Origin of the sequence: Pseudomonas sp. PKS, from assembly GCF_051913525.1 — a bacterium.
Lineage (GTDB): Bacteria > Pseudomonadota > Gammaproteobacteria > Pseudomonadales > Pseudomonadaceae > Aquipseudomonas > Aquipseudomonas guariconensis_D.
In genome coordinates this window covers 19733-44649 of record NZ_JBEGDO010000012.1, presented here as the reverse complement: position 1 = coordinate 44649, position 24917 = coordinate 19733, and the positions used below count along the sequence as shown (strand labels likewise).

Genomic DNA, 24917 nt, shown 5'->3' with positions numbered 1-24917 from the left:
TGCCGGGCAGGGCATTCAGAAATGTCGTTCGCGCCCGGCAAACAGGTCGCGTAGATTGCTGCGGTGGCGCCAGACGATGAGTACTGTAAGCACGGTGATTGGCAGCAGTGCCTCGGGTTCGCGCCAGGCCAGTAATGGCAGCGTCAGCGGTGTGGCAATCAATGCGGCGAGGGAGCTGGTGCGGGTGAGGTAGAAGGTCAGCAGCCAGGCGGCGATGGCCAGCAAGGCGGCCGGAAAGTACAGCCCCATGAGCATGCCGGCTGCGGTGGCCACCCCCTTGCCGCCCTTGAAGCAGAAGTAAAGCGGGAACAGGTGGCCAATGACTGCACAGAGGCCGATCCAGGCTTGCTCCTGCAGGCCGAGGCCGGCCAGCTGGGCGAACAGCACGGGCAACAGCCCCTTGCACAGGTCGCCGAGCAGGGTCAGGATCGCCAGCTTGCGGCCCGCCAGGCGTAGCATGTTAGTCGCTCCGGCGTTGCCTGAGCCGCTCGAGCGCGGGTCCGGGCTGCCGCTGATGCGGCTGAGGACGATGGCGAAGGACAGAGAGCCGAGCAGGTAGGCAAGCAGCGCCAATAACCAAAACATGCTAACTATTCCGGGCGAGGACGCCTTGATTCTAACGGCGCCAGTCGCCCTTGTCGTGCTGTGGAGAGAAGTGCTTGGACAGAGTGTTCATCGAAGGCCTGGAAGTCGAGACCGTCATCGGTGCCTATGACTGGGAGCGGGATATTCGCCAGTGCCTGCGCCTGGACCTGAGTTTTGCCTGGGACAACCGCCCGGCGGCGGCAGGTGACGACCTGAGCCTGGCCCTGGACTATGCCAGTGTGAGCGCGCGTATCCAGGCGTTCGCCGAACAGTCCCGCTATGAGCTTGTGGAGACCTTCGCCGAACGCTTGGTTGCGGCGCTGATGGAAGAGTTCAACATCCCTTGGGTACGCCTGAAGCTGACCAAGCCCGGCGCCGTGCCGGCTGCCCGCGGTGGTGTCGGTGTGGAGATCGAGCGCGGATGTCTTTGAGCACGGTTTACCTAGGCCTGGGCAGCAATATCGACCGGGAGGCGCACCTGTGCGCCGGGCTCGATGCCCTGGCGAGCGTTCTGCAGGGCATGCACTGCTCTCCAGTGTTCGAGAGCCAAGCGGTGGGCATCAAGAGTGGGCCTTTCTACAACCTGGTGGTGACCGGCAAGACGGACCTGCCGCTGCTGGAGCTGGACCGTCGGCTCAAGTTCATCGAGGCGGACAATGGTCGCTATGCGCCTGAGCGCAAAGGCCTGCCGCTGGACATCGATGTGCTGATGTACGACGACTTGTTGGGGACTTTCAACGGCTTGGTGTTGCCACGGGCCGAGATTCTGAAGAACGCGTTCGTGTTGTGGCCGCTGTCGCTGATCGCGCCGCAACTGGTGCATCCCGGCGAAGGTAAAAACATGGCTCAGCTGTGGCAGGAGGCGCGGATCGAGCAGGTGCTGGCGCCGGTGCCGTTCGAGTGGCGTGGGTTGCAGCTGACGCCACGGCAGACCATCTGAAGGCGCCTCTGTGGGAGCGGGGGCGCCGGTGAATGCGGTGTGAACCCACCGCTCATCGATGACCCGCTCCCATGGAGAGCAATTCAGCGTTGCCTATAGATCTCGAGTGCCGTCAGCCGGGCCTCCTTCAGCGCTTCGCCCAGTGCCTGCCCGGTCAGGCCTTTCTCCACCAATCCCTTCACATCGACCGCCTTGGCCACTGCCGCCGCGCCGCGCAGGTAGTCGGCTTGTGGATAGGCCTGGTTCTCGCCTCGGCTGCGCGCTTGTGCCTGGCAGGCGGCAATGAAGTCCTCCAAACGCTGGGGGCGACGGTACACATCGAATTTCTGCAGCAACTCCAGCAGGCCGGCAGCGCTCAGTTCCAGGGCACCATGGCACAGGGTTTGGCATTCCACGACCAGCAAGGCCAGTTCCTGGGACTCCCGGGGCGCCTTGAACCGCTGGTTGAGTGCCTTGGCCTGGTTCAGGTCGGCAAGTTCATGCAGCAGGCAGGCCCAGCGTACGTGGAGCGGTAGCTGCTCGCGGGCGGCCTGCTCCAGTGCTTGCAGGGTATGGCTTTGCTGCTTGTCCAGCAGTGCGTCCACTTCTGGCATCAGGACCTTCAGGGCGCCGCAGTCGCGTAGCACCTGGATGAACACCTGGGGTTGATCCTCCATCAGCGCGCGCTCGATCTCCTTCCAACTGCGCTCGGCGGTCAGCGCCTGCAGTTCGCCGGATGCGCTGATCTGGCGCATCAGCTCGAGCGTTTCGTCGGCGACCTTAAACCCCAGCGGTGCATAGCGGGCGGCGAAGCGGGCCACGCGCAGCACGCGCAGGGGATCTTCGGCGAATGCCGGAGAAACGTGACGTAACAAGCGCTGATCCAGATCATTTTTGCCATGATAGGGATCGTACAGGTTGCCCTGTTCGTCTTCGGCCATGGCGTTGATGGTGAGGTCCCGACGGATCAGGTCCTCTTCGAGGGTCACTTCGGGGCTGGCATGGAAGGTAAAGCCACCATAGCCCCGCCCGCTCTTGCGTTCGGTACGCGCCAAGGCGTACTCCTCGCCCGTATGCGGATGAATGAACACCGGGAAATCAGCCCCGACCGGACGGTAACCCAGGGCCTGCATCTGTTCGACCGTGGCGCCGACCACCAGCCAGTCGATATCGCTGACCGAGCGCCCGAGCAGGCGGTCGCGCACCGCGCCACCGACTTTGTAGATTTGCATTAAAAACCTCCGTGACTGCCGACAGGATAACCTGTCGACAGCTACGAAGGGGGGCTCTAGAGGTGGTGGACCACTGCCAGGTCCATGCGACCGTATTCACCCGTCTCGCTCTGGTCGCCCCGGGGAGGCATGTGATGGGTCTTCATCACCTGGTCGCCTTGCACGGTTTCCAGGTGGATATCGAAGCCCCACAGGCGATGAAGGTGCTTGAGCACTTCCTCGGTGGAGTCGCCCAGCGGCTTGCGATTGTGCTGCTGGTGGCGCAGGGTCAGGGAGCGGTCGCCGCGACGGTCGATGCTCCAGATCTGCACGTTGGGTTCGCGATTGCCCAGGTTGTACTGGGCGGCCAGTTGCTCGCGGATGATCCGGTAGCCAGCTTCGTCGTGGATCGCCGGTACCAACAGGTCGTCGCGCTGGTCGTCATCCAGGATGCTGAACAGCTTGAGGTCACGGATCACCTTGGGCGAGAGATATTGCAGGATGAAGCTTTCGTCCTTGAAGCTGCTCATGGCGAACTTGAGTGTGGAAAGCCAGTCGCTGCCGGCGATGTCAGGGAACCAGCGTCGATCTTCTTCCGTTGGGTGTTCGCACATGCGACGGATGTCCGTGTACATCGCAAAGCCCAGGGCATAGGGGTTGATGCCGCTGTAGTAAGGGCTGTCGAAGCCCGGCTGGAACACCACGCTGGTGTGCGACTGCAAGAACTCCATCATGAAGCCTTCGGTCACCAGGCCTTCATCGTAGAGGTCGTTCATCAGGGTGTAATGCCAGAACGTCGCCCAGCCTTCATTCATGACCTGGGTCTGGCGCTGCGGGTAGAAGTACTGGGCAATCTTGCGCACGATGCGCACCACTTCGCGCTGCCAAGGCTCGAGCAGCGGCGCGTGTTTTTCGATGAAATAGAGGATGTTTTCCTGCGGTTCGGCGGGGAAACGTACATCATCGCGTTCATTGCCTTTTTCCGAGCCCTTGGGAATGGTGCGCCACAGGTCGTTGATCTGCCGTTGCAGGTGCTCCTCGCGCTCTTTCTGCCGGCGACGTTCTTCCTCGGCAGAAATGGGGTAGGGGCGCTTGTAACGGTCGACGCCGTAGTTCATCAGGGCATGGCAGGAATCGATGAGGTCTTCGACGGCATCGATGCCGTGGCGCTCCTCGCATTGGGCGATGTACTGCTTTGCGAACACCAGGTAATCGATGATCGAGCTGGCGTCGGTCCAGGTGCGGAACAGGTAGTTGCCCTTGAAGAAACTGTTATGGCCATAGCAGGCATGGGCGATCACCAGCGCCTGCATGCACATGGTGTTTTCTTCCATCAGATAGGCGATGCACGGATCGGAGTTGATCACGATCTCGTAGGCCAGGCCCATCTGGCCACGGCTGTAGGACTTCTCCGTGCTGAGGAACTGCTTGCCGTAGGACCAATGGTGATAGCCCAGCGGCATGCCGACGGAGGCATAGGCGTCCATCATCTGCTCGGCAGTGATCACCTCGATCTGGTTGGGGTAGGTGTCCAAGGCGTAGCGCTCGGCCAGGCGGCTGATTTCGCGGTCATAGGCCTGGATAAGCTCGAACGTCCACTCGGACCCGGTGGAAATGGGTTGGCGTCTCTGCTCTCTGGCGGTCATGTGGCTAACCTGCGCTGGAAGAGTTCACGGAAGACCGGGTAGATATCACCGGCCGATACCAACTGCTGCTGGGCGAAGGTATCTGGGAAAGCCTCGCCGATGCGCTCGTATTCATACCAGAGCGCCTGATGTTCGCGAGGGGTGATCTCGACGTAAGTGTAGTACTGCACATGCGGCATGATCTGCTTGGAGAGGATGTCACGGCAGATCGGCGAGTCGTCGTTCCAGTTGTCGCCGTCCGAGGCCTGGGCGGCATAGATGTTCCAGTCGCTGGCCGGGTAGCGTTCGGCCATGATCTCCTGCATCAGCTTGAGTGCGCTGGAGACGATGGTGCCGCCGGTTTCCCGGGAGTAGAAGAACTCTTCTTCGTCCACCTCGCGAGCGCTGGTGTGGTGGCGAATGAATACTACCTCGATGCGATCGTAGTTCCGCTTGAGGAACAGGTACAGCAGGATGAAAAACCGCTTGGCGATGTCCTTGGTGGCCTGGGTCATGGAGCCGGACACGTCCATCAGGCAGAACATCACCGCTTTGGAGCTGGGGTTGGGCTGCTTGACCAGCAGGTTGTACTTGAGGTCGAAAGTGTCGAGGAAGGGCAGGCGGTTGATGCGTGCCTTCAGGCGTTCAATCTCGGCCTCGGTGGCCTGGATATCGGTGAAATTGTCCGGCTCCTCGACCTTGAGGCGGGCGAGCTCGGCCTGGGCCTCGCGTAGCAGGGCACGGCTGCTGCCGGTCAGGGCAATACGCCTGGCATGGGCCGAGCGCAGGGTACGGACAATGTTGATGCGTGAGGGGTTGCCCTCGTTGGCGATGCCTGCGCGCACTGTCTTGAAAGTGTCGGCGCCGGTCAGGTGACGCTTGACCAGGTTAGGCAGTTCCAGGTCCTCGAACATGAATTCGAGGAACTCTTCCTGGGTGATCTGGAACACGAAATCATCCATGCCCTCACCGGAATTGCCGGCCTTGCCGCGACCGCCACCCCCTCCGCCACCTTGCGGCCGGGGGATGTGCTCGCCTGCGGTGAACTCTTTGTTGCCGGGGTGGATGATGGTCTGTTTACCGCCACGACCATGGTGCAGCACGGGCTCGTCGATATCACGGCCCGGAATGCTGATCTGCTCGCCATGCTCCATGTCCATGATGGAGCGGCGGCTCACGGCCTCTTCGACGGCTTTCTTGATGTGCTCACGGTACCGCCGCAAGAAGCGCTGGCGGTTGACCGTGCTCTTGTTCTTGCCGTTCAGGCGTCGGTCGATTACGTAGCTCATGGTCCCTCCGGTGACTGGATGCAGCTGCAAGCCTCAAGCTTCAAGCTGCAAGAATGAGCAGCCACCGCTGCCGCAAGCTGTGGCGCGAGACGTGGCCTGGCGCCGGACAGCTTGCAGCTTGCGGCTTGTCGCTTGCCGCTTTATTGCGATTTCCTGACCCGCAGATACCATTCCGACAGCAGCCGAACCTGTTTGTCGGTGTAGCCACGTTCCACCATCCGGGTGACGAAGTCGTTGTGTTTCTGTTGGTCCTCCTTGCTAGCCTTGGCGTTGAAGCTGATGACTGGCAGCAGGTCTTCGGTGTTGGAGAACATTTTCTTCTCGATCACCACGCGCAGCTTCTCGTAGCTCAGCCAGCTCGGGTTCTTGCCGTTGTTATTGGCCCGTGCCCGCAGCACGAAGTTGACGATCTCGTTGCGGAAGTCTTTCGGGTTGCTGATACCGGCCGGCTTCTCGATCTTCTCCAGCTCTTCGTTGAGAGCGATGCGGTTGAGGATCTCGCCGGTTTCCGGATCGCGGTACTCCTGGTCCTGGATCCAGAAGTCGGCGTACAGCACGTAGCGGTCGAAGATGTTCTGGCCGTACTCGCTGTAGGACTCCAGATAGGCGGTCTGAATCTCCTTGCCGATGAACTCGATGTAGCGCGGAGCCAGGTATTCCTTGAGGTAGCGCAGGTAGCGCTCGCGTACTTCGGCAGGGAATTGCTCCTGTTCGATCTGCTGTTCGAGCACATAGAGCAGGTGCACCGGGTTGGCGGCGATTTCGTGGGGATCGAAGTTGAACACCTTGGAGAGGATCTTGAAGGCGAAGCGGGTCGACAGGCCGTTCATGCCTTCATCGACACCGGCGGCGTCGCGGTATTCCTGGATCGATTTGGCCTTCGGGTCGGTGTCCTTGAGATTTTCGCCGTCGTAGACGCGCATCTTCGAATAGATGTTGGAATTCTCGGGCTCTTTCAAGCGCGACAGTACGGTGAACTGCGCAAGCATCTTGAGGGTGTCCGGTGCGCAGTGGGCCTTGGCCAGCGAGCTGTTGATCAACAGTTTGTCGTAGATCTTCACTTCGTCGCTGACACGCAGGCAGTAAGGCACCTTGACGATGTAGATCCGGTCGATGAACGCTTCGTTGTTCTTGTTGTTGCGGAAGGTGTGCCATTCCGATTCGTTGGAGTGGGCCAGCAGGATCCCGGAGTAGGGGATCGCCCCGAGGCCTTCGGTACTGTTGTAGTTGCCTTCCTGGGTGGCGGTGAGCAGCGGGTGCAGGACCTTGATCGGCGCCTTGAACATCTCGACGAACTCCATCAGGCCCTGGTTGGCCCGGCAGAGCGCACCCGAGTAGCTGTAGGCGTCGGCATCGTTCTGCGGGAATTCCTCGAGCTTGCGGATATCCACCTTACCGACCAAAGCGGAAATGTCCTGGTTGTTCTCATCACCTGGTTCGGTCTTGGCGATGGCGATCTGGTTGAGGATGGAGGGGTAGAGCTTGACCACCCGGAACTTGGAGATGTCGCCGCCGAACTCCTGCAGGCGCTTGGTGGCCCACGGGGACATGATGGTGTTCAGGTAGCGCCGCGGAATGCCGAATTCTTCTTCGAGAATGGCGCCGTCCTCGCTGGCATTGAACAGCCCCAGGGGCGATTCGAACACCGGAGAGCCTTTGATGGCGTAGAAGGGGACCTTCTCCATGAGCTGCTTGAGCTTCTCGGCCAGGGACGATTTGCCGCCACCCACCGGGCCCAGCAGGTACAGGATCTGTTTCTTCTCCTCCAGGCCCTGTGCGGCATGGCGGAAGTACGACACGATCTGGTCGATGCATTCTTCCATGCCGTGGAAGTCGGCAAAGGCCGGGTAGCGCCTTATTACCTTGTTGGAGAAGATTCGCGACAGCCTGGAGTTCGTTGAGGTATCGACCAGCTCTGGTTCGCCTATGGCCAGCAACAGCCGTTCGGCCGCCGATGCATAGGCACTGCGATCCTCTTTGCACAGCTCGAGGTACTCCTGCAGCGAGAATTCTTCCTGGCGGGTTGACTCGAAACGTTGTTGGAAGTGGCTAAAAATGCTCATGACGTCACCTCGCTCGATACGTTGGAGCCGACGCCGGATCAGTCAGCATGATGCTGGCATGCAACCGGGCTGGCCGATTGCTGTATACCCCCCAGAACACCCGTAGAAACGCTACCGATGACCCGCACGCCGGTGTACCGGCTCTCCCCTTTTTTGGATGGCCTGGGCTTAAGGATAGTTGGTTATACGGGAGGTCAAGGGCGCGAGGCCGAGAAGATACTCACGACCGTTCGTCAGGAAAGGCCCAAGCCCGCACGTGGCGCGGGCTGCGGGAAAATGAAAAATTTTATTCGGCGCTGCCTTGGGCGGTTTCGGCCGGGTAGGTGCTGCGCCACAGCTCGAAGCCGCCATCGAGGCTGTACACCTCGGAAAAGCCCTGGCCCACCAGATAGGCCGCGGCGCTCTGGCTGGAATTGCCGTGGTAGCAGACCACGAGGGTCGGGGCGTCGAGGTCGGCATTGCGGATGAACTCCGCGACCGAATGGTTATCCAGGTGCGTGGCGCCGCTGATATGGCCGGCGGCAAACGCCTGTGGGTCGCGAATGTCGACGACCACCGCACCTTGCTCACGCAAGGCCAGGGCCTGCTCGGGAGGGATGCGCTTGAATTCGCTCATGGGGCGGTTTCCTTCGGGGCTGATCGTTAAGTCTAGTCGGTTATGCCGGTTGGCGTGGGGTGCCGTCGTCGGCGCACTCGCAGCGGTGGAATTCGCCGCTGTCGACGTTGTACAGCGTCATGGCGCCACCCCAGACGCAACCGGTGTCCAGGCCGATGACATCGGGAACATCGACACGCCCTTCCAGGGCGGCCCAGTGGCCGAAGAGGATCTTCACATGACGTGAGCGGCGGTCCTTGTGGGCGAACCAGGGCTTGTAGCCCTTGGGAGCGCTGTCCAGGCCTTCCTTGCTCTTGAGGTCGAGCTTGCCCTCGGCGGTGCAGAAACGCATGCGGGTGAAGTAGTTGGTGATGACCCGCAGGCGTTCGACGCCGGTCAGGTTTTTGCTCCACTTGTTCGGCTCGTTGCCGTACATGCCGTCGAGGTAGAGTTTCAGACGGGTGTCGTCGCGCAGCACCTCCTCCACTTCAGCCGCCAGTTCGAGCGCCTTGCCCAGGGTCCACTGGGGTGGGATGCCGGCGTGGACCATGGCGATGCCGCGTGATTCGTCATAGTGCAGCAGCTTCTGCTGGCGCAGCCAGTCGAACAGCTGGTCGGCATCTGGTGCTTCTATGATCTCGCGCAGGGTGTCGCTCTTCTTCAGACGCTCGACGTTGTACCAGGCGGCCAGCAGGTGCAGGTCATGGTTGCCCAGCACACACACCAGCGACTGACGGATCGAATACAGAAAGCGCAGGGTCTCGAGCGACTCGGGGCCGCGGTTGACCAGGTCGCCGACCAGCCACAGGCGGTCCACGGCGGGGTTGAAGTGCACGCGTTCGAGCAGGCACTTGAGCGGCTGCAGGCAGCCCTGCAGGTCGCCGACGGCGTACACCGCCATCAGTGCAGTGCTCCAGGCACGGCCAGGCGGAACGGCGCGATGGGCGCATCGAAGTGTTTGCCGTCTTCGGCGAACATCTGATAGCTGCCCTGCATGGTGCCGACGCGGGTCGTGAGCACCGCGCCGCTGCTGTAGGTGTGGCTGTCGCCGGGCTCGATGAGCGGCTGCTGGCCGACCACGCCCGCTCCGCGAACCTCTTCGACTTCCCCGTCACCGTTGGTGATCAGCCAGTGGCGCGAGACCAGCCGGGCCTTGAGTGTGCCGTTGTTCTGTACCGTGATGGTGTAGGCGAAGGCAAAACGGTCGTTGTCGGGATCGGATTGTTCTTTGAGGTAACGGGTCACGACGCTGACGTCGATCTGATAGCGGGGGTCTGACATGCAAAGGCCTTGGACGAGCGGACGCAAATACTGCAATGGTTGCAGTCTAGGCCATGGACGGGGCTGGAGGCCAGTTATGCAGGGCCTGGCGTCGCTGGTAGACATTTTCGGCCCCATCGCGGGCTTGCCTGCGCGATGGGGCCACAGTACTAGCGTGTGCCTAGCTGGCGCTGGGCTGCTCGGCCAGCTTGTCGGCCAGGCGTACGAATGCCGCCAGGTCCAGTTGTTCCGGACGCAGGCTGCCATCGACGCCTGCTGCCTCGATGGCCTGGCTGTCAAGCAGGCCCTTCAGGGTGTTGCGAAGGGTCTTGCGACGCTGGTTGAAGGCTTCGCGGACGATGCGTTCGAGCAGGCGTGGATCCTTGGCCGGGTGTGGCAGGGTTTCGTGCGGCACCAGGCGGACGATGGCTGAGTCCACTTTCGGCGGCGGGTTGAAGGCGCCAGGGCCGACGTTGAACAAGTGTTCCACGCGGCAGTGGTACTGCACCATGATCGACAGGCGGCCCCAGTCACCGCCGCCTGGGCCGGCGGCCAGACGCTCGACCACTTCCTTTTGCAGCATGAAGTGCATGTCGCGGATCAGGTTGGCGTGTTCCAGGAGGTGGAAGATGAGTGGGGTGGAGATGTTGTAGGGCAGGTTGCCCACCACCTTGAGGCTGCGCTCGGGCACGCCCAACTGATTGAAGTCGAACTTCAGGGCATCGCCCTGGTGCAGGCGGAAATTGTCCCGGCCTGCAAACTTGTGCTGGAGAATCGGCACGAGGTCCTTGTCCAGTTCGACGACGTCCAGTTGGGCGCCGCTGCCCAGCAGGCCTTCGGTCAGGGCACCCTGGCCCGGGCCGATTTCCAGCAGATGCTCGCCGGGCTTGGCGTTGATGGCGCGTAGGATGCGGTCGATGATGCCCGCGTCGTGCAGGAAGTTCTGGCCGAAGCGCTTGCGGGCCCGGTGTTGGTATTGCTCGTTCATGGTCGGTTCTCGGCCATCTGGTAGGCGGTTTCCAGGGCGACGCGCAGGCTCCCGGTGTCGACCTTGCCGCTGCCGGCCAGGTCCAAGGCGGTGCCGTGGTCGACCGACGTGCGGATGATCGGCAGGCCCAGGGTCACGTTGACTGCGGCGCCAAAGCCTTTGTACTTGAGTACCGGTAGGCCCTGGTCATGGTACATCGCCAGCACCGCATCGCAGTGCTCCAGATATTTGGGGGTAAACAGGGTATCGGCCGGCAGCGGACCGCGCAGGTCCATGCCTTGGCTGCGTAGGCGCTGCAAGGCGGGCTCGATGATGTCGATTTCTTCGCGGCCCAGGTGTCCGCTTTCGCCGGCATGCGGGTTGAGGCCGCAAACCAGGATACGGGGCTGGGCGATTCCGAACTTGTCGCGCAAGTCGGCATGCAGGATCCGCGTGACCCGCTCCAGGCGCTCGGCGGTAATAGCGTCGGCGACATCGCGCAGGGGCAGGTGAGTGGTCACCAGGGCCACGCGCAAACCATGGGTGGCCAGCATCATCACCACCTGGTTGGTGTGGGTAAGGTCAGCCAGGAATTCTGTATGGCCAGAGAAAGCGATGCCGCTTTCATTGATGACGCCCTTGTGCACCGGTGCGGTGATCATGCCGGCGAAATGCCCATCCAGGCAGCCTTGGCCAGCGCGGGTCAAGGTCTGCAGCACGAAGGCGGCATTGGCCTTGTCCAGCTGCCCGGGCATCACCGGGACGGCCAATGGCGTGTCCCAGACATACAGGCTACCGGCGGGGGCGGGCTGGTCGGGCCAGGCGCCTTCGATGACCGGCAGCAGATTGACAGCCAGCCCCAGCTGCTTGGCCCGCTCTACGAGCAGGTCACGGCTGGTGATGGCGATCAGGGGGTGGGGCTGGGCCTCGGCGGCCAGCAGCAGACACAGGTCGGGGCCTATGCCGGCCGGCTCGCCGGGCGTGACGGCGAAGCGCAGGGGCTTCACTGGGCGGCCTGGTCGGCGCCAGGCAGCTTGATTTCAACGTAGGCTTCGTCGCGGATCTGACGCAGCCAGGTCTGCAGCTCTTCGTCGTACTTGCGGTTGCGCAACACGCTCAGGGCCTGCTGTTCACGCGCTTGCTCGGTGCTGTCAGTGGCGCGGCGGCCCAGCACTTCCAGCACGTGCCAGCCGTACTGGGTACGGAACGGACGGGTCACTTCGCCCTGAGGGGCGTTGGCCATCTGCTCGCGGAACTCCGGCACCAGGCTATTAGGGTCGACCCAGTTGAGGTCGCCGCCGTTGAGGGCCGAACCTGGGTCTTCCGAGAAGCTCTTGGCCAGCTCGCCGAAGTCTTCGCCATTCTTGATGCGCTCGTAGAGACGCTCGGCCAGTTGCTCGGTGGCTGCATCGCTGCGGATCTCGCTCGGCTTGATCAGGATGTGGCGCACGTGGACTTCGTCACGCAGCACGCTGGCATTGCCCCCACGCTTCTCCTCGAGCTTGAGGATGATGAAGCCGTTGGGGATGCGAATTGGCTGGGTGATGTCGCCGTCGGCCATGCTGCTCAGCATCTTGGCGAAATCAGGCGGCAGTTGGCCGGCTTTACGCCAGCCCATCTCGCCGCCTTCCAGGGCGTTCTCGCTGGCGGAACGGGCGATGGCCATCTGACCGAAGTCCGCACCTTGCTTGAGCTGCTGGTAAACCTCACCGGCTTGCCGGGCGGCCGCCTGGATGGCCTCGGAGTTGGCGCTTTCCGGGGTCGGGATCAGGATGTTGGCCAGGCGATACTCTTCGGACAACTGCATCTTGCCCAGGTCCGAGTTGAGGTAGTTCTTAACCTCCTGCTCGGAGACCTGGATGCGTTCGGCCACACGGCGCTGGCGCACGCGGCTGATGATCATCTCGCGCTTGACCTGGTCACGGGCATCGTCGAACGACAGACCGTCATGGGCCAGGGCGGCACGGAACTGATCGAGGCTCATGCCGTTGCGCTGGGCAATGGTGCCGATGGCCTGGTTGAGTTCCTCGTCGGTGATGCGGATGCCGGAGCGCTCGCCGATCTGCAGTTGCAGGTTCTCGACGATCAGGCGCTCCAGCACCTGCTGTTCCAAGACGCCTGCAGGCGGCACGCCGCCGCCGCGCTTGGCGATGGTCTGTTGCACTTCGCGGATGCGCTGGTCCAGCTGGCTTTGCATGACCACGTCGTTGTCGACGATGGCCACCACGCGGTCCAGGGGTTGTACCGCGGCATGCACCGCGCCACTCAGCAATACGGCGCCCAGCATCAGCGGGCGCAGGCGATCAATAAGCTTGGTCTTCACGTGTACGATAACCTTGAATGCCTTCGTCGAGGAACGACTCGACCTTGTTGCCCACGACACCGCCGAGGCCTTTGAGCACCACTTGCAGGAAGATGCCGTGGTCGCCTTTTTCGTTATCTGGCACTGCCTGGCTGAAATCGTCGTAGTCGATCCAGTAACGGTTGATCAGACGCAGCTTCCAGCAGCAGCTGTCATACTCGAAACCGCCCATGGCTTCCAAGGTGCGATTGCGGTTGTAGTCATGTTGCCAGCGGGCGATAACGCTCCATTGCGGCACGATCGGCCAGATAACCGAGAAGTCGTGCTGCTGGATCTTGTAATAGTCCTTGATGTAGTTGGGGTCGCCTGGAACGCCGTAGTCACCGCCGGTCTTCCAGGTACCGCTTAGCTGGTCATAAATGATCAGGTCGTTGCGGTAGCGATAGCCGATGTTGACGATCTTGTTGGGATTGTCCTCAGGCTGGTAGTGGAACATGGCGCTACCCGAGCGAGCCTTGTGGCTGTCCGGATCCCAGTTGTAGTCGGAGTTGAAGCGCCAGTCGCGGTTGAAGGCGTACTGGTACTCAAGCGCGTAGGGCGATACGTCCGACTGAGCGTCATCGCGGGTGCGCCAGTCGATGCCAGGCATCTGCACTTCACGATCTTTGAAGTAGAGGGCCTGGCCAATGCTGAAGCGCTGACGTTCGAAGCCGTTTTCTTCGATCCAGCGGTTGGTCACGCCCAGCGACAGTTTGTTCTCGTCACCGATGCGGTCGGAGCCACTGAAGCGGTTGTCGCGGAACAGCGAGGCGTAGTTGAAGTAGGTCTCGCTGGTGTCGAAGACCGGGATGTCCTTCTGGTCCTTATACGGGACGTAGAGATAGAACAGGCGCGGCTCGAGGGTCTGACGGTAGTTCTTGCCAAACCATTGGGTGTTGCGGTCGAAGTATAGGCCGCTGTCAACGCTGAATACCGGTACGCTACGGTCCTGCGAACTGGAGAAGTCACCTCGTAGGTCACGTACTTCAGGTGTGGCGTTGGCCAAGTCGTTCTTGCCCTTGCCGTCCAGGTCCAAGTCGTAGTGGGTATAGACATACTTGAGCTTTGGCGTCAGGAAACCATAGCTGGCGTCCATCGGCAGGCTGATCGCTGGCGCCACATTCAAACGGGTGCCGTTGGAGCGAGCCACGCCGAAAATGTTCTCGTCGAGCCTGCGTCCATCGGGGCCTGCCGAGGTGTCCAGCTGACCATCTTCGTTGAATACGGTGCCGCTCTTGAGGTCACGCTCGAACCGAACGGCTTCGGTGTCGTAAGAGAAATCGAACCCGCTCGGGTGATAGGGCAGCATGCCGTTGAGCGTGATCTGCGGCAGCTTGTCGTAGGGGGTGATGCGAGAGATGGTTGCCATCTCATAGGCTTGCAAATTCAATCGTGCCTGGTAGCTATCACCGCGATAGGTGAGCGCCCCTTGCTGGTTAATCACGTCCCGACTTTCGACACCGATCTGATCGGTATCCAGATCCTGGAAGTAGAACGGATCGCTGATGTCGGTGTAGTCCACCTCGCTCATCAAGCGCGAATCCAGCCCGCCCTTGTGCTGCCAGTTGTACATCCAGCGCTGTTCTTTGTAGTCGGTCTGCTCTTTACGATCGTCGTTCTTGTCGTTCAGGTACGCAGCACCGAACTGGCCTTCGCTGGACTTGGTGAGGTAGCGGAACTCGCCTTCCATCAGCATGCCGCGTTTGGCCATGTAGCGCGGGTACAAGGTGGCGTCGTAGTTTGGCGCCAGGTTGAAGTAGTAAGGCGTGACCAGCATGAAGCCGGTGTCGCTGCTGGTGCTGAACGACGGCGGCAGGAAGCCGGACTGGCGACGGTCGTCGATCGGGAAGTAGATGTACGGTGTATAGAACACCGGGAAATCCTTGACCCGCAGGGTGACGTTGGTCGCGGTACCGAAGCCGGTGGCCGGGTTCAGGGTGATGTTGTTGCCCTTGAGTTGCCAGGCGTTGCTACCCGGCTCACAGGTGGTATAGGTACCGTCCTTGAGGCGGATGATGGCGTTTTCACCGCGCTTGGCATACAGCGCATTGCCGCGGATGTGCGACTTGTGCATCACATATTCGGCGTTGTCGACCTTGGCCTCGCCGGTGTCCAGCTGGATTTCGGCCTGGTCGCCAACGACCAGCGAGCCGTTGTCGCGCAGCTTGACGTTGCCCTTGAGCTCGCCGCGGTTCTCGGCCTGGTACAGGTTGGCCTCGTCGGCCTGGACCTGCATGCTGCCTTGGCGCATGACCACGTCACCAGCGAGGGTGGCGATCTGCTGCTCCTGCTGGTAACGGGAGACCTTGGCGTTCAGGTAGGTCGGCGCCTCGTCCTTGGGCGTGGTGTCGTCCATGCCAGGACGCGACGGCTCGATGTATGCACCACCGCAGTACGGACCGGTCTCGGCCAATTGGGCGGCGGTGAGTTTGTCGCGGGGAACCCAGTCAAGGTGGCTGTAGTCTTCGCTACGCGACTTCAGGCCGCGGCCCTTGCTCTCGGTGACCAGCACCGGCTTGGGTTCGCCATCGGCGTCGGTCTCGGCGACCTGGGCGTCACCGCCCGAGCTCAGCGCGGCGCCTTCGTGCACCGGGCGCGGCGGCAGATTGTTGGCCGTGGTCTTGGGCTTGCAGTCCCAACCACCGGAGGCGGACACTTGGCAGTCGAACTGCTCGGCTGCCACCACGTATGACGTGGCCAGAGGTTGCAGGGCCAGCAGACCGCCAGTCACCAGCAACGGAAACTTTCTACGAAACGCGGGGGATTTCAATGCCATCTTATTAGTCCGGGCTTCCTGCGTGCCATCTGCCCGCGTGTGGGGCCGCACGCCTCTCGATGGTCTGAAAAAGATGCTGGATAATAAAGCATGACCCGCTTGACGGCTAGGGCCGTCGGAGACCCTTGTAATGCCTGATCACGATGTACGCCTGCAACAACTGACTGCTTGGCTCGATGAGCAGCTTGATCATCTTTTCCGTAAGAACGCCTGGGGCGAGGTGCCCGAAGGCAGCCTGACCGCCGCCAGCAGCGACGCGAGCTTTCGTCGTTACTTCCGCTGGCAGGCCGATGGGCGCAGCTTCGTGATCATGGATGCGCCGCCTCCTCAGGAGAACTGCCGCCCCTTCGTCGATATCGATCATCTGCTTGCCAGCGCCGGCGTGCATGTCCCGGTGATTCACGGCCAGGATCTGGAACGCGGCTTCCTGTTGCTGGGCGATCTGGGTCGGCAGACCTACCTGGATATCATCGATGCCGACAATGCCGATGCCCTGTTCGCCGATGCCATCGACGCCTTGCTGGCCTTCCAGCGCCTGCCGATGGACGCGCCGCTGCCCAGCTACGATGTCGCCCTGTTGCGCCGCGAAGTGGAGCTGTTCCCCGAATGGTACGTGGGGCGTGAGCTGGGCTTGACCTTTTCCGAGGCGCAGCAGGCGACCTGGCAGCGGGTGAGCCAGTCGCTGATCGACAGCGCCCTGGCCCAGCCCAAGGTCCTGGTACATCGCGACTATATGCCGCGCAACCTGATGCAGAGCACACCGAACCCTGGTGTGCTGGACTTCCAGGACGCGGTCTACGGCCCGGTGACCTACGACATCACCTGCCTGTTCAAAGACGCGTTCGTCAGCTGGTCCCAGGTGCGTGTCGAAGGCTGGCTGCGCGATTACTGGCAGAAGGCCAAAGCGGCCGGCATCCCCGTGCAGGCAGACTTCGAGGACTTCCACCGCGCCAGTGACCTGATGGGCGTGCAGCGTCACCTGAAGGTGATCGGCATCTTCGCCCGTATCTGCCACCGCGACGGCAAGCCGCGATATCTGTCTGACGTGCCGCGATTCTTCGCCTATATAGATGAAGTGATCAGCCGTCGTCCCGAGCTGGCCGAACTGGGGCAACTGATCGCCGAGCTGAAGGCCGGAGCGCGTTCATGAAGGCTATGATCCTGGCGGCGGGCAAGGGGGAGCGCATGCGTCCCCTGACCTTGCATACTCCCAAGCCACTGGTGCCAGTGGCAGGCCAGCCATTGATCGAATACCACCTGCAGGCGCTGGCCAAGGCAGGTGTTACCGAGTTGGTGATCAACCACGCTTGGCTGGGCCAGCAGATCGAGGATCACCTGGGCGACGGCGCCCGCTTCGGCCTGAGCATCCGCTACTCGCCCGAGGGAGAACCGCTGGAAACCGGCGGCGGGATCTTCAAGGCGCTGCCGTTGTTGGGCGATGCGCCGTTTCTGCTGGTCAACGGCGACATCTGGACCGATTACGACTTCGCCCGGTTGCGCGCGCCCCTGAAGGGGCTTGCGCACCTGGTACTGGTCGACAACCCAGGCCATCACGGCCGTGGTGACTTCCGTCTGGACGGCCAGCGAGTCGTCGATGGCGACGAGGCAGCTGGCACCCTGACCTTCAGCGGCATCTCCGTACTCGATCCTGCGTTGTTCGAAGGCTGTGAGCCCGGAGCCTTCAAGTTGGCACCATTGCTGCGTCATGCAATGGCCGAAGGGCGGGTGAGCGGTGAGCACTTCCAGGGGCACTGGGTCGATGTCGGCACCCTTGAGCGCCTGGCCGAGGTCGAGCGCTTGATCGGCGAGCGCCTTTGATATGTGGTGGCCAAGCACATTGATAGGTGCCGGCGCCGGTTTCGCTGTGGCCAGCATCCCTGGTGCGTTGCTCGGGGCCCTGCTTGGCCAAGCCATGGACCGGCGCCTGCGTCTGGAGGGCTGGGACGACTTGCGTGAGCGTCTGGGTGGGCGTCCGGCATTGCGTGACGAGGAATTGCTGTTCGTCCTGCTCGGGCGACTGGCCAAGAGCGATGGCCGGGTCGTGGATGGGCACATCCAGCAGGCCCGCCATGAAATGACCCGTCTGGATATGGCCGAACCGGCGCGGTTACGGGCAATCGCTGCTTTCAATCGCGGCAAGTCGGGCAAGGTTCGTGTGGGGCGCTACCTGCAGCGGATCAAGCAACAGCCCCATGCCGCTGAAGGCACCCTGCGCGCCTGCTGGCGGATGGTCTGGGCGGACGGCAAGGCGGGGATGCGCGAGCGCGAGCTGCTACTGGAATGGGGTCGCCGGCTAGGTCTGTCGCGGACTCAGATCCAGGCGCTGGCCCTTGAATACGAACCGCGCAAGGCGGCGCCGGAGGGTGCTGTGATGACCTACGCAGCGGCCCTGCGCCTGCTCGGCGTCGAGGCGGACAGCGAGATCGAGCATGTCAAGCAAGCCTATCGCCGTCTGGTCAGCAAGCATCATCCGGACAAGCTCGCCGGCAGCGGGGCCAGCGACGCGCAGGTGCGTGAGGCGACCGAGCGCACCCGTGAGCTGCACCAGGCCTATGCCATGGTGCGCAAACGGCGTGGGCTTTAACGCCTCTGACTGGTGGAAGCGGGCGAGCGCCCGCGATGGGCTGCAAGGCCCCCCAATCACTCCTGCGGCATCAACCACCCACGCACCCGGCGGAACAGCTGCTCTTGCTGCGCCGCCGCATTCCCGGGCATGGCTATCAGCGACAGCTGCCGATACTGGTTGTCCTTCTGCCGCTTGCTGGCTTGCAGGCGCTGCTCGGCAGCACGGCGGTCACGGGGCTGGGTGCTGTAGTAGACATCGGCGGTCGGCACTTTCACGGTGGGCGCCAGGGCTACGAGGTCTTGCTCCACCTGAGCCGGTGTCTGCGGGGCGATCATCACCAGCTTTTGCACCTGGGGTGGTTGCCGCTCGCTGAGGTAGCGCGCGGCCCAGTAGGCGCCACTGCCATGGCCGACCAGGGCGATGCTGCGCGCGCTGTGCTGCTGGGCAAAGACTACTGCTGCATCGAGGCGGGCGAAGATGCGCTCGGCGTCGGCCGGATCGTTTTGCTCGGCGGCTTCCTTGGCATCGGTGCTGTCGGCCGCATCGGCTTCGGCGGCCGTGGCCTGGGCAACGTTGGCGTTGGCATCCTCCGGCGTGTCCTTGGCGGGCGCTGACTCGCCCTCGCCCTTTTCAGGTTCGGGGGTAGGCTTGCTCTCGGCTCGCGGCTGCGGGCTGTCGCTGACAAGGTCCGGCAGGCTGATGCTCAAGCTGTGCCAGCCGACATCGGGGAACTTGCGCCGCAGCGGCCCGACAGCATCGGGCCAGTCGGCGTTTTCACCGGCTCCCGGGACGATGATCACAGCGCCCTTGGGGTCGGCGTCGTTGGCCGGCTTCCACAAGGCGAGGAAGTGTTCGGCGCCCGCCTGCAAGGTTTGCTGTTCGGCCTTGGGCACGGTACGTTCGAGCGCCTGGGCATCTTCCTGGCTGCGTTCGGCCAGGGGGGGGCGAGGCGCGGGCGCCGTGGGCGACTCGGCGGCGGGAGGTGTTTGAGGTTCGGCGGCCTGTGTGCCGAGCGGTAGGATCGTGGCCAGGCAGCAAATGGCCAGCGTCGTGCGATAAAGTGTGAACATGAATCAACCCAAGGCCAGAATGATACCGGCAGCCTAATAGTATTTGTCCGTGACGGCCATGCGCGTCGGCCGTCCTTGCCCAGACGAGCATATAGATGAAGCGAATGCGTTGCCTGTTGGTTATCGGCTGGTTGCTGCTGCCCTTGATCGCCTTGGCAAGGCCCGCGCCTGAGCCTTCGGTGGTGTTGGAGCCGGCTCAGCAGCAATGGCTGGATGACCACCGCAACCTGCGGGTCGGTCTGGTGCTGCAGGCGCCCTATGCCCAGTTCGATCGTCGGCTTCAGCAGTTCTATGGTGCCAATGTCGAGATCGTGAACGCGCTGGCGCGTCTGCTCCGGCTGGACCTGACGTGGCGCAACTTCCCGGATCAGGCAGCCCTCGAGCATGCCCTGCAAGCCGGTGAGATCGATTTCGCGCCCGGCCTGACCCAGACCCCGGCCAGCCTGCGCCTTTGGTTGTTCAGCGATCCTTACATGCGTGTGCCCCAGATGGTCGTCGGGCCGCGCACGGGGGCGATGGCGGTCGAGCTGGAAAACCTGGGCGCCAACGACCGGGTGGCGGTGCGCATGCCCAGCGCCTTGGCCGATTACCTGCGGGCCAACTACATCAACCTCAACTTGCAGGGCGTGCCCAACGAGCGCCAGGCCCTGCAATTGGTGCTGGGCGGCCAGGCCAGTTTCGCGGTCATGGACGAAGCGCGCTTGAGCGGGTTGTCTCGGGAAAGTGAGTTCGGCGAACTGGCGGTGGTCGGTGACATTGGCCTGCCGCAACTGCTTAGGGTCGGTTCGCGGCGCGACTGGCCGATCCTGGCCGATGTCCTGGAGCGCGGCCTGCAAGCCATCCCCGCCAAAGAGCTGGAGCAACTGCACCAGCGCTGGCTGCAACCGAAATATCCACGATTGAGCGACACCGCAGGCTTCTGGCAGAACCTGGCGTCGTTGTTCGGCCTGTTGCTGATCTGCGCTGTGGCCACGCTGCTCTGGCAACGGCGTCAGCAGCATCAGCTTGAGCGCAACCTGCTGGCTACGCGGGAAACCCTGGTCGAACGCCAGACGCGCGAAGAGGCGTTGCGCCTGAGCCAGTTTTCCATCGACCAGAGCACGGTCGGCATTCTCTGGGTCAACTGGGACAGCCATGTGCGCTACGCCAACCACGCCGCCGAGCGCATGCTCGGCAGGGGCGAAGGTGAGTTGCTGGATCGGCCACTGATCGACTTCGAGCCCAACCTGCACATGGATCGCTGGTTGCAGTTGTGGAAACGCGTGCGCACCGGCGAAGGAGGGGTCGAGCCGTTCGAGACCCAATGCCTGCGCAGCGACGGCAGCCTGTTACCGGTGGAACTTTCGCTGAGTTTTCTGCGTTTTCGCGATGCCGAGTACCTGGTGATGTTCATCACCGACATTACCGAGCGCCGCCGCGCCCTGGCGGCCTTGCGCGAAAGTGACGCGCGGCTCAAGGGCATCGCAGGCAACGTCCCTGGGCTGGTGTTTCGCCTGGAGCGCGACCCGGCCGAAGGTGACCTGGAGTTCCCGTACATCAGTGAGGGTAGCGAAGCGCTGGTCGGCTATGCGCCGGCCCAGATCCAGCATCCGGACATGGGCCTTCGCAACTTGGTCCATCCCGAGGACCGCGCCGATTACCACCGGGTCCAGGACTTGGCACTGGCCACCGACCAAGACTGGTCCTGGCAGGGGCGGATCCTCACCCGTCAGGGCGAACAGCGCTGGGCCGACATCAAGGCCAGTACCCGGCGCCTGGCCGACGGCCGGGTGGTGTGGGACGGCATTGTCTGGGACATCACCCAGAGCAAACGAGTCGAACTGGAGCTGGCGCGGTCTCAGGAGCAATTGCGCGAACTTTCGGCGCACCTGGAGAGCGTGCGCGAAGAGGAAAAAGCGCGGATCGCCCGGGAAGTTCATGATGAACTGGGGCAAATGCTCACGGTGCTCAAGCTCGAAGTGTCCATGTGCGAGCTGGCCTACGCCGAACTCGACCCTGGCCTGAATGAGCGTCTGGACAGCATGAAGCGCCTGATCGCGCAGCTGTTCCAACTGGTGCGCGATGTGGCCACGGCCTTGCGTCCGCCGATTCTCGATGCCGGCATTGCCTCGGCCATCGAATGGCAGGCACGGCGCTTCGAGGCGCGTACGCAGATCCCCTGTCTGGTACAGGTGCCGGACAATCTGCCAGCATTGAGTGACGCCAAGGCCACCGGCCTGTTCCGGATCCTGCAGGAGGCGCTGACCAATGTGATGCGTCACGCCCAGGCCCATACCGTGCAGATCGAGCTGGCGTGCGGTGAGGGCTGTCTGCGCATGACGGTCATCGACGATGGCGTGGGGTTCAACTGCGATCAGGCCAGGCCCACGTCCTTCGGCCTGGTGGGCGTGCGCGAGCGGGTCCTGATGCTGGGCGGCGGCATGACGCTGGACAGCGAGCCGGGTGAAGGTTGTAGCCTGAGTGTGACCATTCCGTTGGGGTAGGGGAGAACGACCGTGATACGCGTGCTAGTGGCCGAAGACCACACGATTGTCCGCGAGGGCATCAAACAGCTGATCGGCCTGGCCAAGGACATGCAGGTGGTGGGCGAAGCCGGCAACGGCGAGCAATTGCTCGAGACCTTGCGGCATACGCCCTGTGAGGTGGTGCTGCTGGATATTTCCATGCCCGGCGTGAATGGCCTGGAGGCGATCCCGCGCATTCGGGCGCAGCACAACCCACCCTCGATCCTGATGCTGTCGATGCATGACGAAGCGCAGATGGCCGCCCGAGCCCTGAAGGCCGGTGCCGCAGGCTATGCCACCAAGGACAGCGACCCGGCCCTGCTGCTCACCGCCATCCGGCGGGTGGCCGCTGGCGGACGCTACATCGACCCGGCGCTGGCGGACCGCATGGTCTTCGAGGTCGGTCTTACGGAGACTCGGCCCTTGCATACGCTGCTGTCGGAGCGCGAGTTTTCGGTGTTCGAACGCCTCGCCCAAGGGGCCAACGTCAACGACATCGCCCAGCAGCTGGCGCTCTCGAGCAAGACCATCAGCACCCACAAGGCGCGCTTGATGCAGAAGCTCAAGGTGAACTCCCTGGCGGAATTGGTGAAGTACGCCATGGAACACAAGCTGGTGTGAGTGTTCTGGTTGCGACAACGGCGAGCGGCGGCCCAGGCGTGGACCTGTGGAGGCGGGTTTACCCGCGAAAGGGCCGACCCTGCGATTCCCGTTGCCTGGGCTGACCTCGTCGCGGGTACACCCGCTCCCGAAGGGGGCGACGCTGGGCGGGTGCGCTATCCCAATCCCGCCAACCTTGTAGGGATCGCCCTACAACAAATCTTCCATCCGGATGATGGCATTCTCTCAGCGCCCCCGATTTTCCGGGGCTTGCGCCTTCTCTAGTCTTTGCCTACGCAGTCATTCCAACAAGAAGGTGCAGGCATGAGCGAGGCGAATTCGAACGCTGCCACCGGCGAGATCCTGGTCAGCTTCCGCGGTGTGCAGAAAAGCTACGACGGCGAATCGCTGATCGTCAAAGACCTCAACCTGGACATCCGCAAGGGCGAGTTCCTGACCCTGCTCGGTCCGTCCGGCTCGGGCAAGACCACCAGCCTGATGATGCTGGCCGGTTTCGAGACCCCCACCGCGGGTGAAATCCAGCTGGCCGGGCGCTCGATCAACAACGTGCCGCCGCACAAGCGTGACATCGGCATGGTGTTCCAGAACTACGCGCTGTTCCCGCACATGACCGTGGAGGAGAACCTGGCGTTTCCTCTGACTGTGCGCAACCTCAGCAAGACCGACATCAGCGAGCGGGTCAAGCGTGTGCTGACGATGGTCCAGCTCGATGCTTTCGCCAAGCGCTACCCGGGCCAGTTGTCCGGTGGCCAGCAGCAGCGCGTGGCCCTGGCCCGCGCCCTGGTGTTCGAGCCGCAACTGGTGTTGATGGACGAACCACTCGGCGCGTTGGACAAACAACTGCGTGAACACATGCAGATGGAGATCAAGCACATCCACCAGCGTCTGGGCGTGACCGTGGTCTACGTGACCCACGACCAGGGCGAGGCGCTGACCATGTCCGACCGGGTAGCGGTGTTCCACCAAGGCGAGATCCAGCAGATCGCCCCGCCGCGCACCCTTTATGAAGAGCCGCGCAATACCTTCGTGGCCAACTTCATCGGTGAGAACAATCGCCTCAACGGCACCTTGCTGTCCCGTGATGGCGAACGCTGCCAGGTCCAGCTGGCCCGTGGGGAGCGGGTCGAGGCCTTGGCGGTGAACGTTGGCGAGGCGGGTGATCCTGTGACGTTGTCGATCCGCCCCGAGCGCGTGCGCCTCAATGGCCACAGCGAAAGCTGCGTCAATCGCTTCTCCGGCCGCGTGGCCGAATTCATCTACCTGGGCGACCACGTGCGGGTTCGCCTGGAAGTCTGCGGCAAGGGTGACTTCTTCGTGAAGCAGCCGATCGCCGAACTCGACCCGGCCCTGGCCGTGGGCGATGTGGTACCGCTTGGCTGGGAGGTGGAGCACGCCCGCGCGCTCGATCCGATTGCCGAAGCCCATTGATGGTTTGCTTCACCAACCCTTAACTGTGGAGAGAACAATAATGCACAAGCAGTTGAAACTGACCGCCCTGGCCCTCGGCTTGTTCGCCGCCGGCCAAGCCCTGGCCGCGGATCTGACCGTGGTGTCCTTCGGCGGTGCCAACAAGGCTGCCCAGGTCAAGGCGTTCTACGAGCCATGGGAGAAGGCAGGCAAAGGCAAGATCGTCGCCGGTGAATACAACGGCGAGATGGCCAAGGTCAAAGCCATGGTCGACACCAACAGCGTCTCCTGGAACCTGGTGGAAGTGGAGTCGCCGGAACTGGCCCGCGGTTGCGACGAGGGCATGTTCGAGGAGCTGGACCCGGCCTTGTTCGGCAACGAGGCCGACTACGTGCCGGGCGCCATCCAGCCGTGCGGCGTGGGCTTCTTCGTGTGGTCCACGGTGCTGGCCTACAACGCCGACAAGCTCAAGACCGCGCCTACCAGCTGGGCTGATTTCTGGGATACCCAGAAATTCCCGGGCAAGCGTGGCCTGCGCAAGGGCGCCAAGTACACCCTTGAGTTCGCCCTGATGGCCGACGGCGTGGCGCCCAAGGATGTGTACAAGGTGCTGGGCACCAAAGAGGGCCAGGATCGCGCCTTCAAGAAGCTCGACCAGATCAAGCCAAGCATCCAGTGGTGGGAAGCGGGCGCCCAGCCGCCGCAGTACCTGGCCTCCGGTGACGTGGTCATGAGCTCGGCCTACAACGGCCGGATCGCCGCGGTGCAGAAAGAGAGCAACCTCAAGGTCGTCTGGAACGGCGGCATCTACGACTTCGACGCCTGGGCCATTCCGAAAGGCGCCAAGGATACCGACCTGGCGAAGAAGTTCATCGCCTTCAGCGTCCAGCCCGAGCAGCAGAAGACCTACTCCGAGAACATCGCCTACGGCCCGGCCAATACCAAGGCTGTCAGCCTGCTGTCGGATACGGTGAAGAAGGACATGCCGACCACGCCTGAGAACATCGCCAACCAGGTGCAGATCGACGTGGCCTTCTGGGCCGACAACAGCGAGCAGCTGGAGCAACGCTTCAACGCTTGGGCGGCGAAGAAGTAAGCCGCGTTGACGGAGCGCCGGC

Annotated in this window: 22 protein-coding genes; 9 read left to right on the top strand and 13 right to left on the bottom strand. The window is 62.7% G+C overall.

Annotation, left to right across the window (positions count from 1 at the left end; all coding sequences use genetic code 11):
• Positions 1 to 15 precede the first annotated feature (15 nt).
• Entirely contained in the window at positions 16 to 585 is a 570-nt protein-coding gene (gene plsY, locus ABOA88_RS14090; protein WP_196167833.1) for a glycerol-3-phosphate 1-O-acyltransferase PlsY, read from the bottom strand.
• Between the two features lie 74 nt (positions 586 to 659).
• Here plsY and folB point away from each other — a divergent pair, with 74 nt between their 5' ends.
• Complete coding sequence (gene folB, locus ABOA88_RS14085; RefSeq protein WP_043210375.1) at positions 660 to 1016, top strand: dihydroneopterin aldolase; 357 nt, start codon at positions 660 to 662, stop codon at positions 1014 to 1016.
• Positions 1007 to 1525 carry a 2-amino-4-hydroxy-6-hydroxymethyldihydropteridine diphosphokinase gene (gene folK, locus ABOA88_RS14080; protein ID WP_196167832.1) on the top strand — a complete coding sequence of 173 codons (519 nt, stop codon included), beginning with the start codon at positions 1007 to 1009 and terminating at the stop codon, positions 1523 to 1525. Before folB ends, folK begins: the two co-directional genes overlap by 10 nt.
• Before the next feature lie 83 nt (positions 1526 to 1608).
• Here folK and ABOA88_RS14075 read toward each other — a convergent pair whose 3' ends face one another.
• The 11 genes from ABOA88_RS14075 to ABOA88_RS14025 all read right to left on the bottom strand — a co-directional run bounded on the left by ABOA88_RS14075 (position 1609) and on the right by ABOA88_RS14025 (position 15631).
• A complete protein-coding gene (locus ABOA88_RS14075) occupies positions 1609 to 2736 on the bottom strand; it encodes a multifunctional CCA addition/repair protein (RefSeq protein WP_367850663.1) in 1128 nt (375 codons plus the stop codon).
• A 56-nt stretch (positions 2737 to 2792) separates the two neighbouring features.
• Positions 2793 to 4361, bottom strand: coding sequence for a SpoVR family protein (locus tag ABOA88_RS14070; RefSeq protein WP_367850664.1), 1569 nt, complete (start codon positions 4359 to 4361; stop codon positions 2793 to 2795).
• A complete protein-coding gene (locus ABOA88_RS14065; RefSeq protein ID WP_043210382.1) occupies positions 4358 to 5629 on the bottom strand; it encodes a YeaH/YhbH family protein in 1272 nt (423 codons plus the stop codon). The genes ABOA88_RS14070 and ABOA88_RS14065 overlap by 4 nt, the downstream gene beginning before the upstream one ends.
• A gap of 140 nt (positions 5630 to 5769) precedes the next feature.
• A complete protein-coding gene (locus ABOA88_RS14060) occupies positions 5770 to 7692 on the bottom strand; it encodes a PrkA family serine protein kinase (protein WP_043210384.1) in 1923 nt (640 codons plus the stop codon).
• Positions 7693 to 7978: 286 nt separating this feature from the next.
• Complete coding sequence (gene glpE, locus ABOA88_RS14055) at positions 7979 to 8308, bottom strand: thiosulfate sulfurtransferase GlpE (protein WP_367850665.1); 330 nt, start codon at positions 8306 to 8308, stop codon at positions 7979 to 7981.
• A 40-nt stretch (positions 8309 to 8348) separates the two neighbouring features.
• Positions 8349 to 9188, bottom strand: coding sequence for a symmetrical bis(5'-nucleosyl)-tetraphosphatase (locus tag ABOA88_RS14050; protein ID WP_196167829.1), 840 nt, complete (start codon positions 9186 to 9188; stop codon positions 8349 to 8351).
• Entirely contained in the window at positions 9188 to 9568 is a 381-nt protein-coding gene (gene apaG / locus ABOA88_RS14045) for a Co2+/Mg2+ efflux protein ApaG (RefSeq protein ID WP_043210391.1), read from the bottom strand. Before apaG ends, ABOA88_RS14050 begins: the two co-directional genes overlap by 1 nt.
• 160 nt (positions 9569 to 9728) lie before the next feature.
• Entirely contained in the window at positions 9729 to 10535 is an 807-nt protein-coding gene (gene rsmA, locus ABOA88_RS14040; RefSeq protein WP_070571939.1) for a 16S rRNA (adenine(1518)-N(6)/adenine(1519)-N(6))-dimethyltransferase RsmA, read from the bottom strand.
• Positions 10532 to 11521: a 4-hydroxythreonine-4-phosphate dehydrogenase PdxA gene (gene pdxA, locus ABOA88_RS14035; RefSeq protein WP_367850666.1), complete on the bottom strand. Its 990-nt coding sequence runs from the start codon at positions 11519 to 11521 to the stop codon at positions 10532 to 10534. The genes rsmA and pdxA overlap by 4 nt, the downstream gene beginning before the upstream one ends.
• A complete protein-coding gene (gene surA, locus ABOA88_RS14030; RefSeq protein WP_196167827.1) occupies positions 11518 to 12837 on the bottom strand; it encodes a peptidylprolyl isomerase SurA in 1320 nt (439 codons plus the stop codon). The genes pdxA and surA overlap by 4 nt, the downstream gene beginning before the upstream one ends.
• Positions 12818 to 15631: an LPS-assembly protein LptD gene (locus tag ABOA88_RS14025; protein WP_367850667.1), complete on the bottom strand. Its 2814-nt coding sequence runs from the start codon at positions 15629 to 15631 to the stop codon at positions 12818 to 12820. Before ABOA88_RS14025 ends, surA begins: the two co-directional genes overlap by 20 nt.
• A 130-nt stretch (positions 15632 to 15761) precedes the next feature.
• Between ABOA88_RS14025 and ABOA88_RS14020 the strand changes: the two genes are divergently transcribed.
• Genes ABOA88_RS14020 through ABOA88_RS14010 form a run of 3 tightly spaced genes read left to right on the top strand, consistent with a single transcriptional unit; the run spans position 15762 to position 18215 of the window.
• Entirely contained in the window at positions 15762 to 16781 is a 1020-nt protein-coding gene (locus ABOA88_RS14020) for an aminoglycoside phosphotransferase family protein (RefSeq protein WP_367850668.1), read from the top strand.
• Positions 16778 to 17449 carry an N-acetylmuramate alpha-1-phosphate uridylyltransferase MurU gene (gene murU, locus ABOA88_RS14015; protein ID WP_367850669.1) on the top strand — a complete coding sequence of 224 codons (672 nt, stop codon included), beginning with the start codon at positions 16778 to 16780 and terminating at the stop codon, positions 17447 to 17449. The genes ABOA88_RS14020 and murU overlap by 4 nt, the downstream gene beginning before the upstream one ends.
• A 1-nt stretch (position 17450) precedes the next feature.
• On the top strand, positions 17451 to 18215 hold the full coding sequence (locus tag ABOA88_RS14010) for a TerB family tellurite resistance protein (protein WP_367850670.1): 765 nt from the start codon (positions 17451 to 17453) through the stop codon (positions 18213 to 18215).
• A 56-nt stretch (positions 18216 to 18271) separates the two neighbouring features.
• Here ABOA88_RS14010 and ABOA88_RS14005 read toward each other — a convergent pair whose 3' ends face one another.
• Positions 18272 to 19267: an alpha/beta hydrolase family protein gene (locus tag ABOA88_RS14005; RefSeq protein ID WP_367850671.1), complete on the bottom strand. Its 996-nt coding sequence runs from the start codon at positions 19265 to 19267 to the stop codon at positions 18272 to 18274.
• A 95-nt stretch (positions 19268 to 19362) separates the two neighbouring features.
• Between ABOA88_RS14005 and ABOA88_RS14000 the strand changes: the two genes are divergently transcribed.
• The 4 genes from ABOA88_RS14000 (at position 19363) to ABOA88_RS13985 (ending at position 24895) form a co-directional block, all read left to right on the top strand.
• Complete coding sequence (locus ABOA88_RS14000; RefSeq protein ID WP_367850672.1) at positions 19363 to 21750, top strand: PAS domain-containing sensor histidine kinase; 2388 nt, start codon at positions 19363 to 19365, stop codon at positions 21748 to 21750.
• A gap of 12 nt (positions 21751 to 21762) precedes the next feature.
• Positions 21763 to 22392, top strand: a complete 630-nt coding sequence (locus tag ABOA88_RS13995) for a response regulator (RefSeq protein WP_043210412.1) — start codon at positions 21763 to 21765, stop codon at positions 22390 to 22392.
• A gap of 303 nt (positions 22393 to 22695) precedes the next feature.
• On the top strand, positions 22696 to 23820 hold the full coding sequence (locus ABOA88_RS13990; RefSeq protein WP_043210413.1) for an ABC transporter ATP-binding protein: 1125 nt from the start codon (positions 22696 to 22698) through the stop codon (positions 23818 to 23820).
• A gap of 40 nt (positions 23821 to 23860) precedes the next feature.
• Positions 23861 to 24895: an ABC transporter substrate-binding protein gene (locus ABOA88_RS13985; RefSeq protein WP_102081039.1), complete on the top strand. Its 1035-nt coding sequence runs from the start codon at positions 23861 to 23863 to the stop codon at positions 24893 to 24895.
• Positions 24896 to 24917 lie beyond the last annotated feature (22 nt).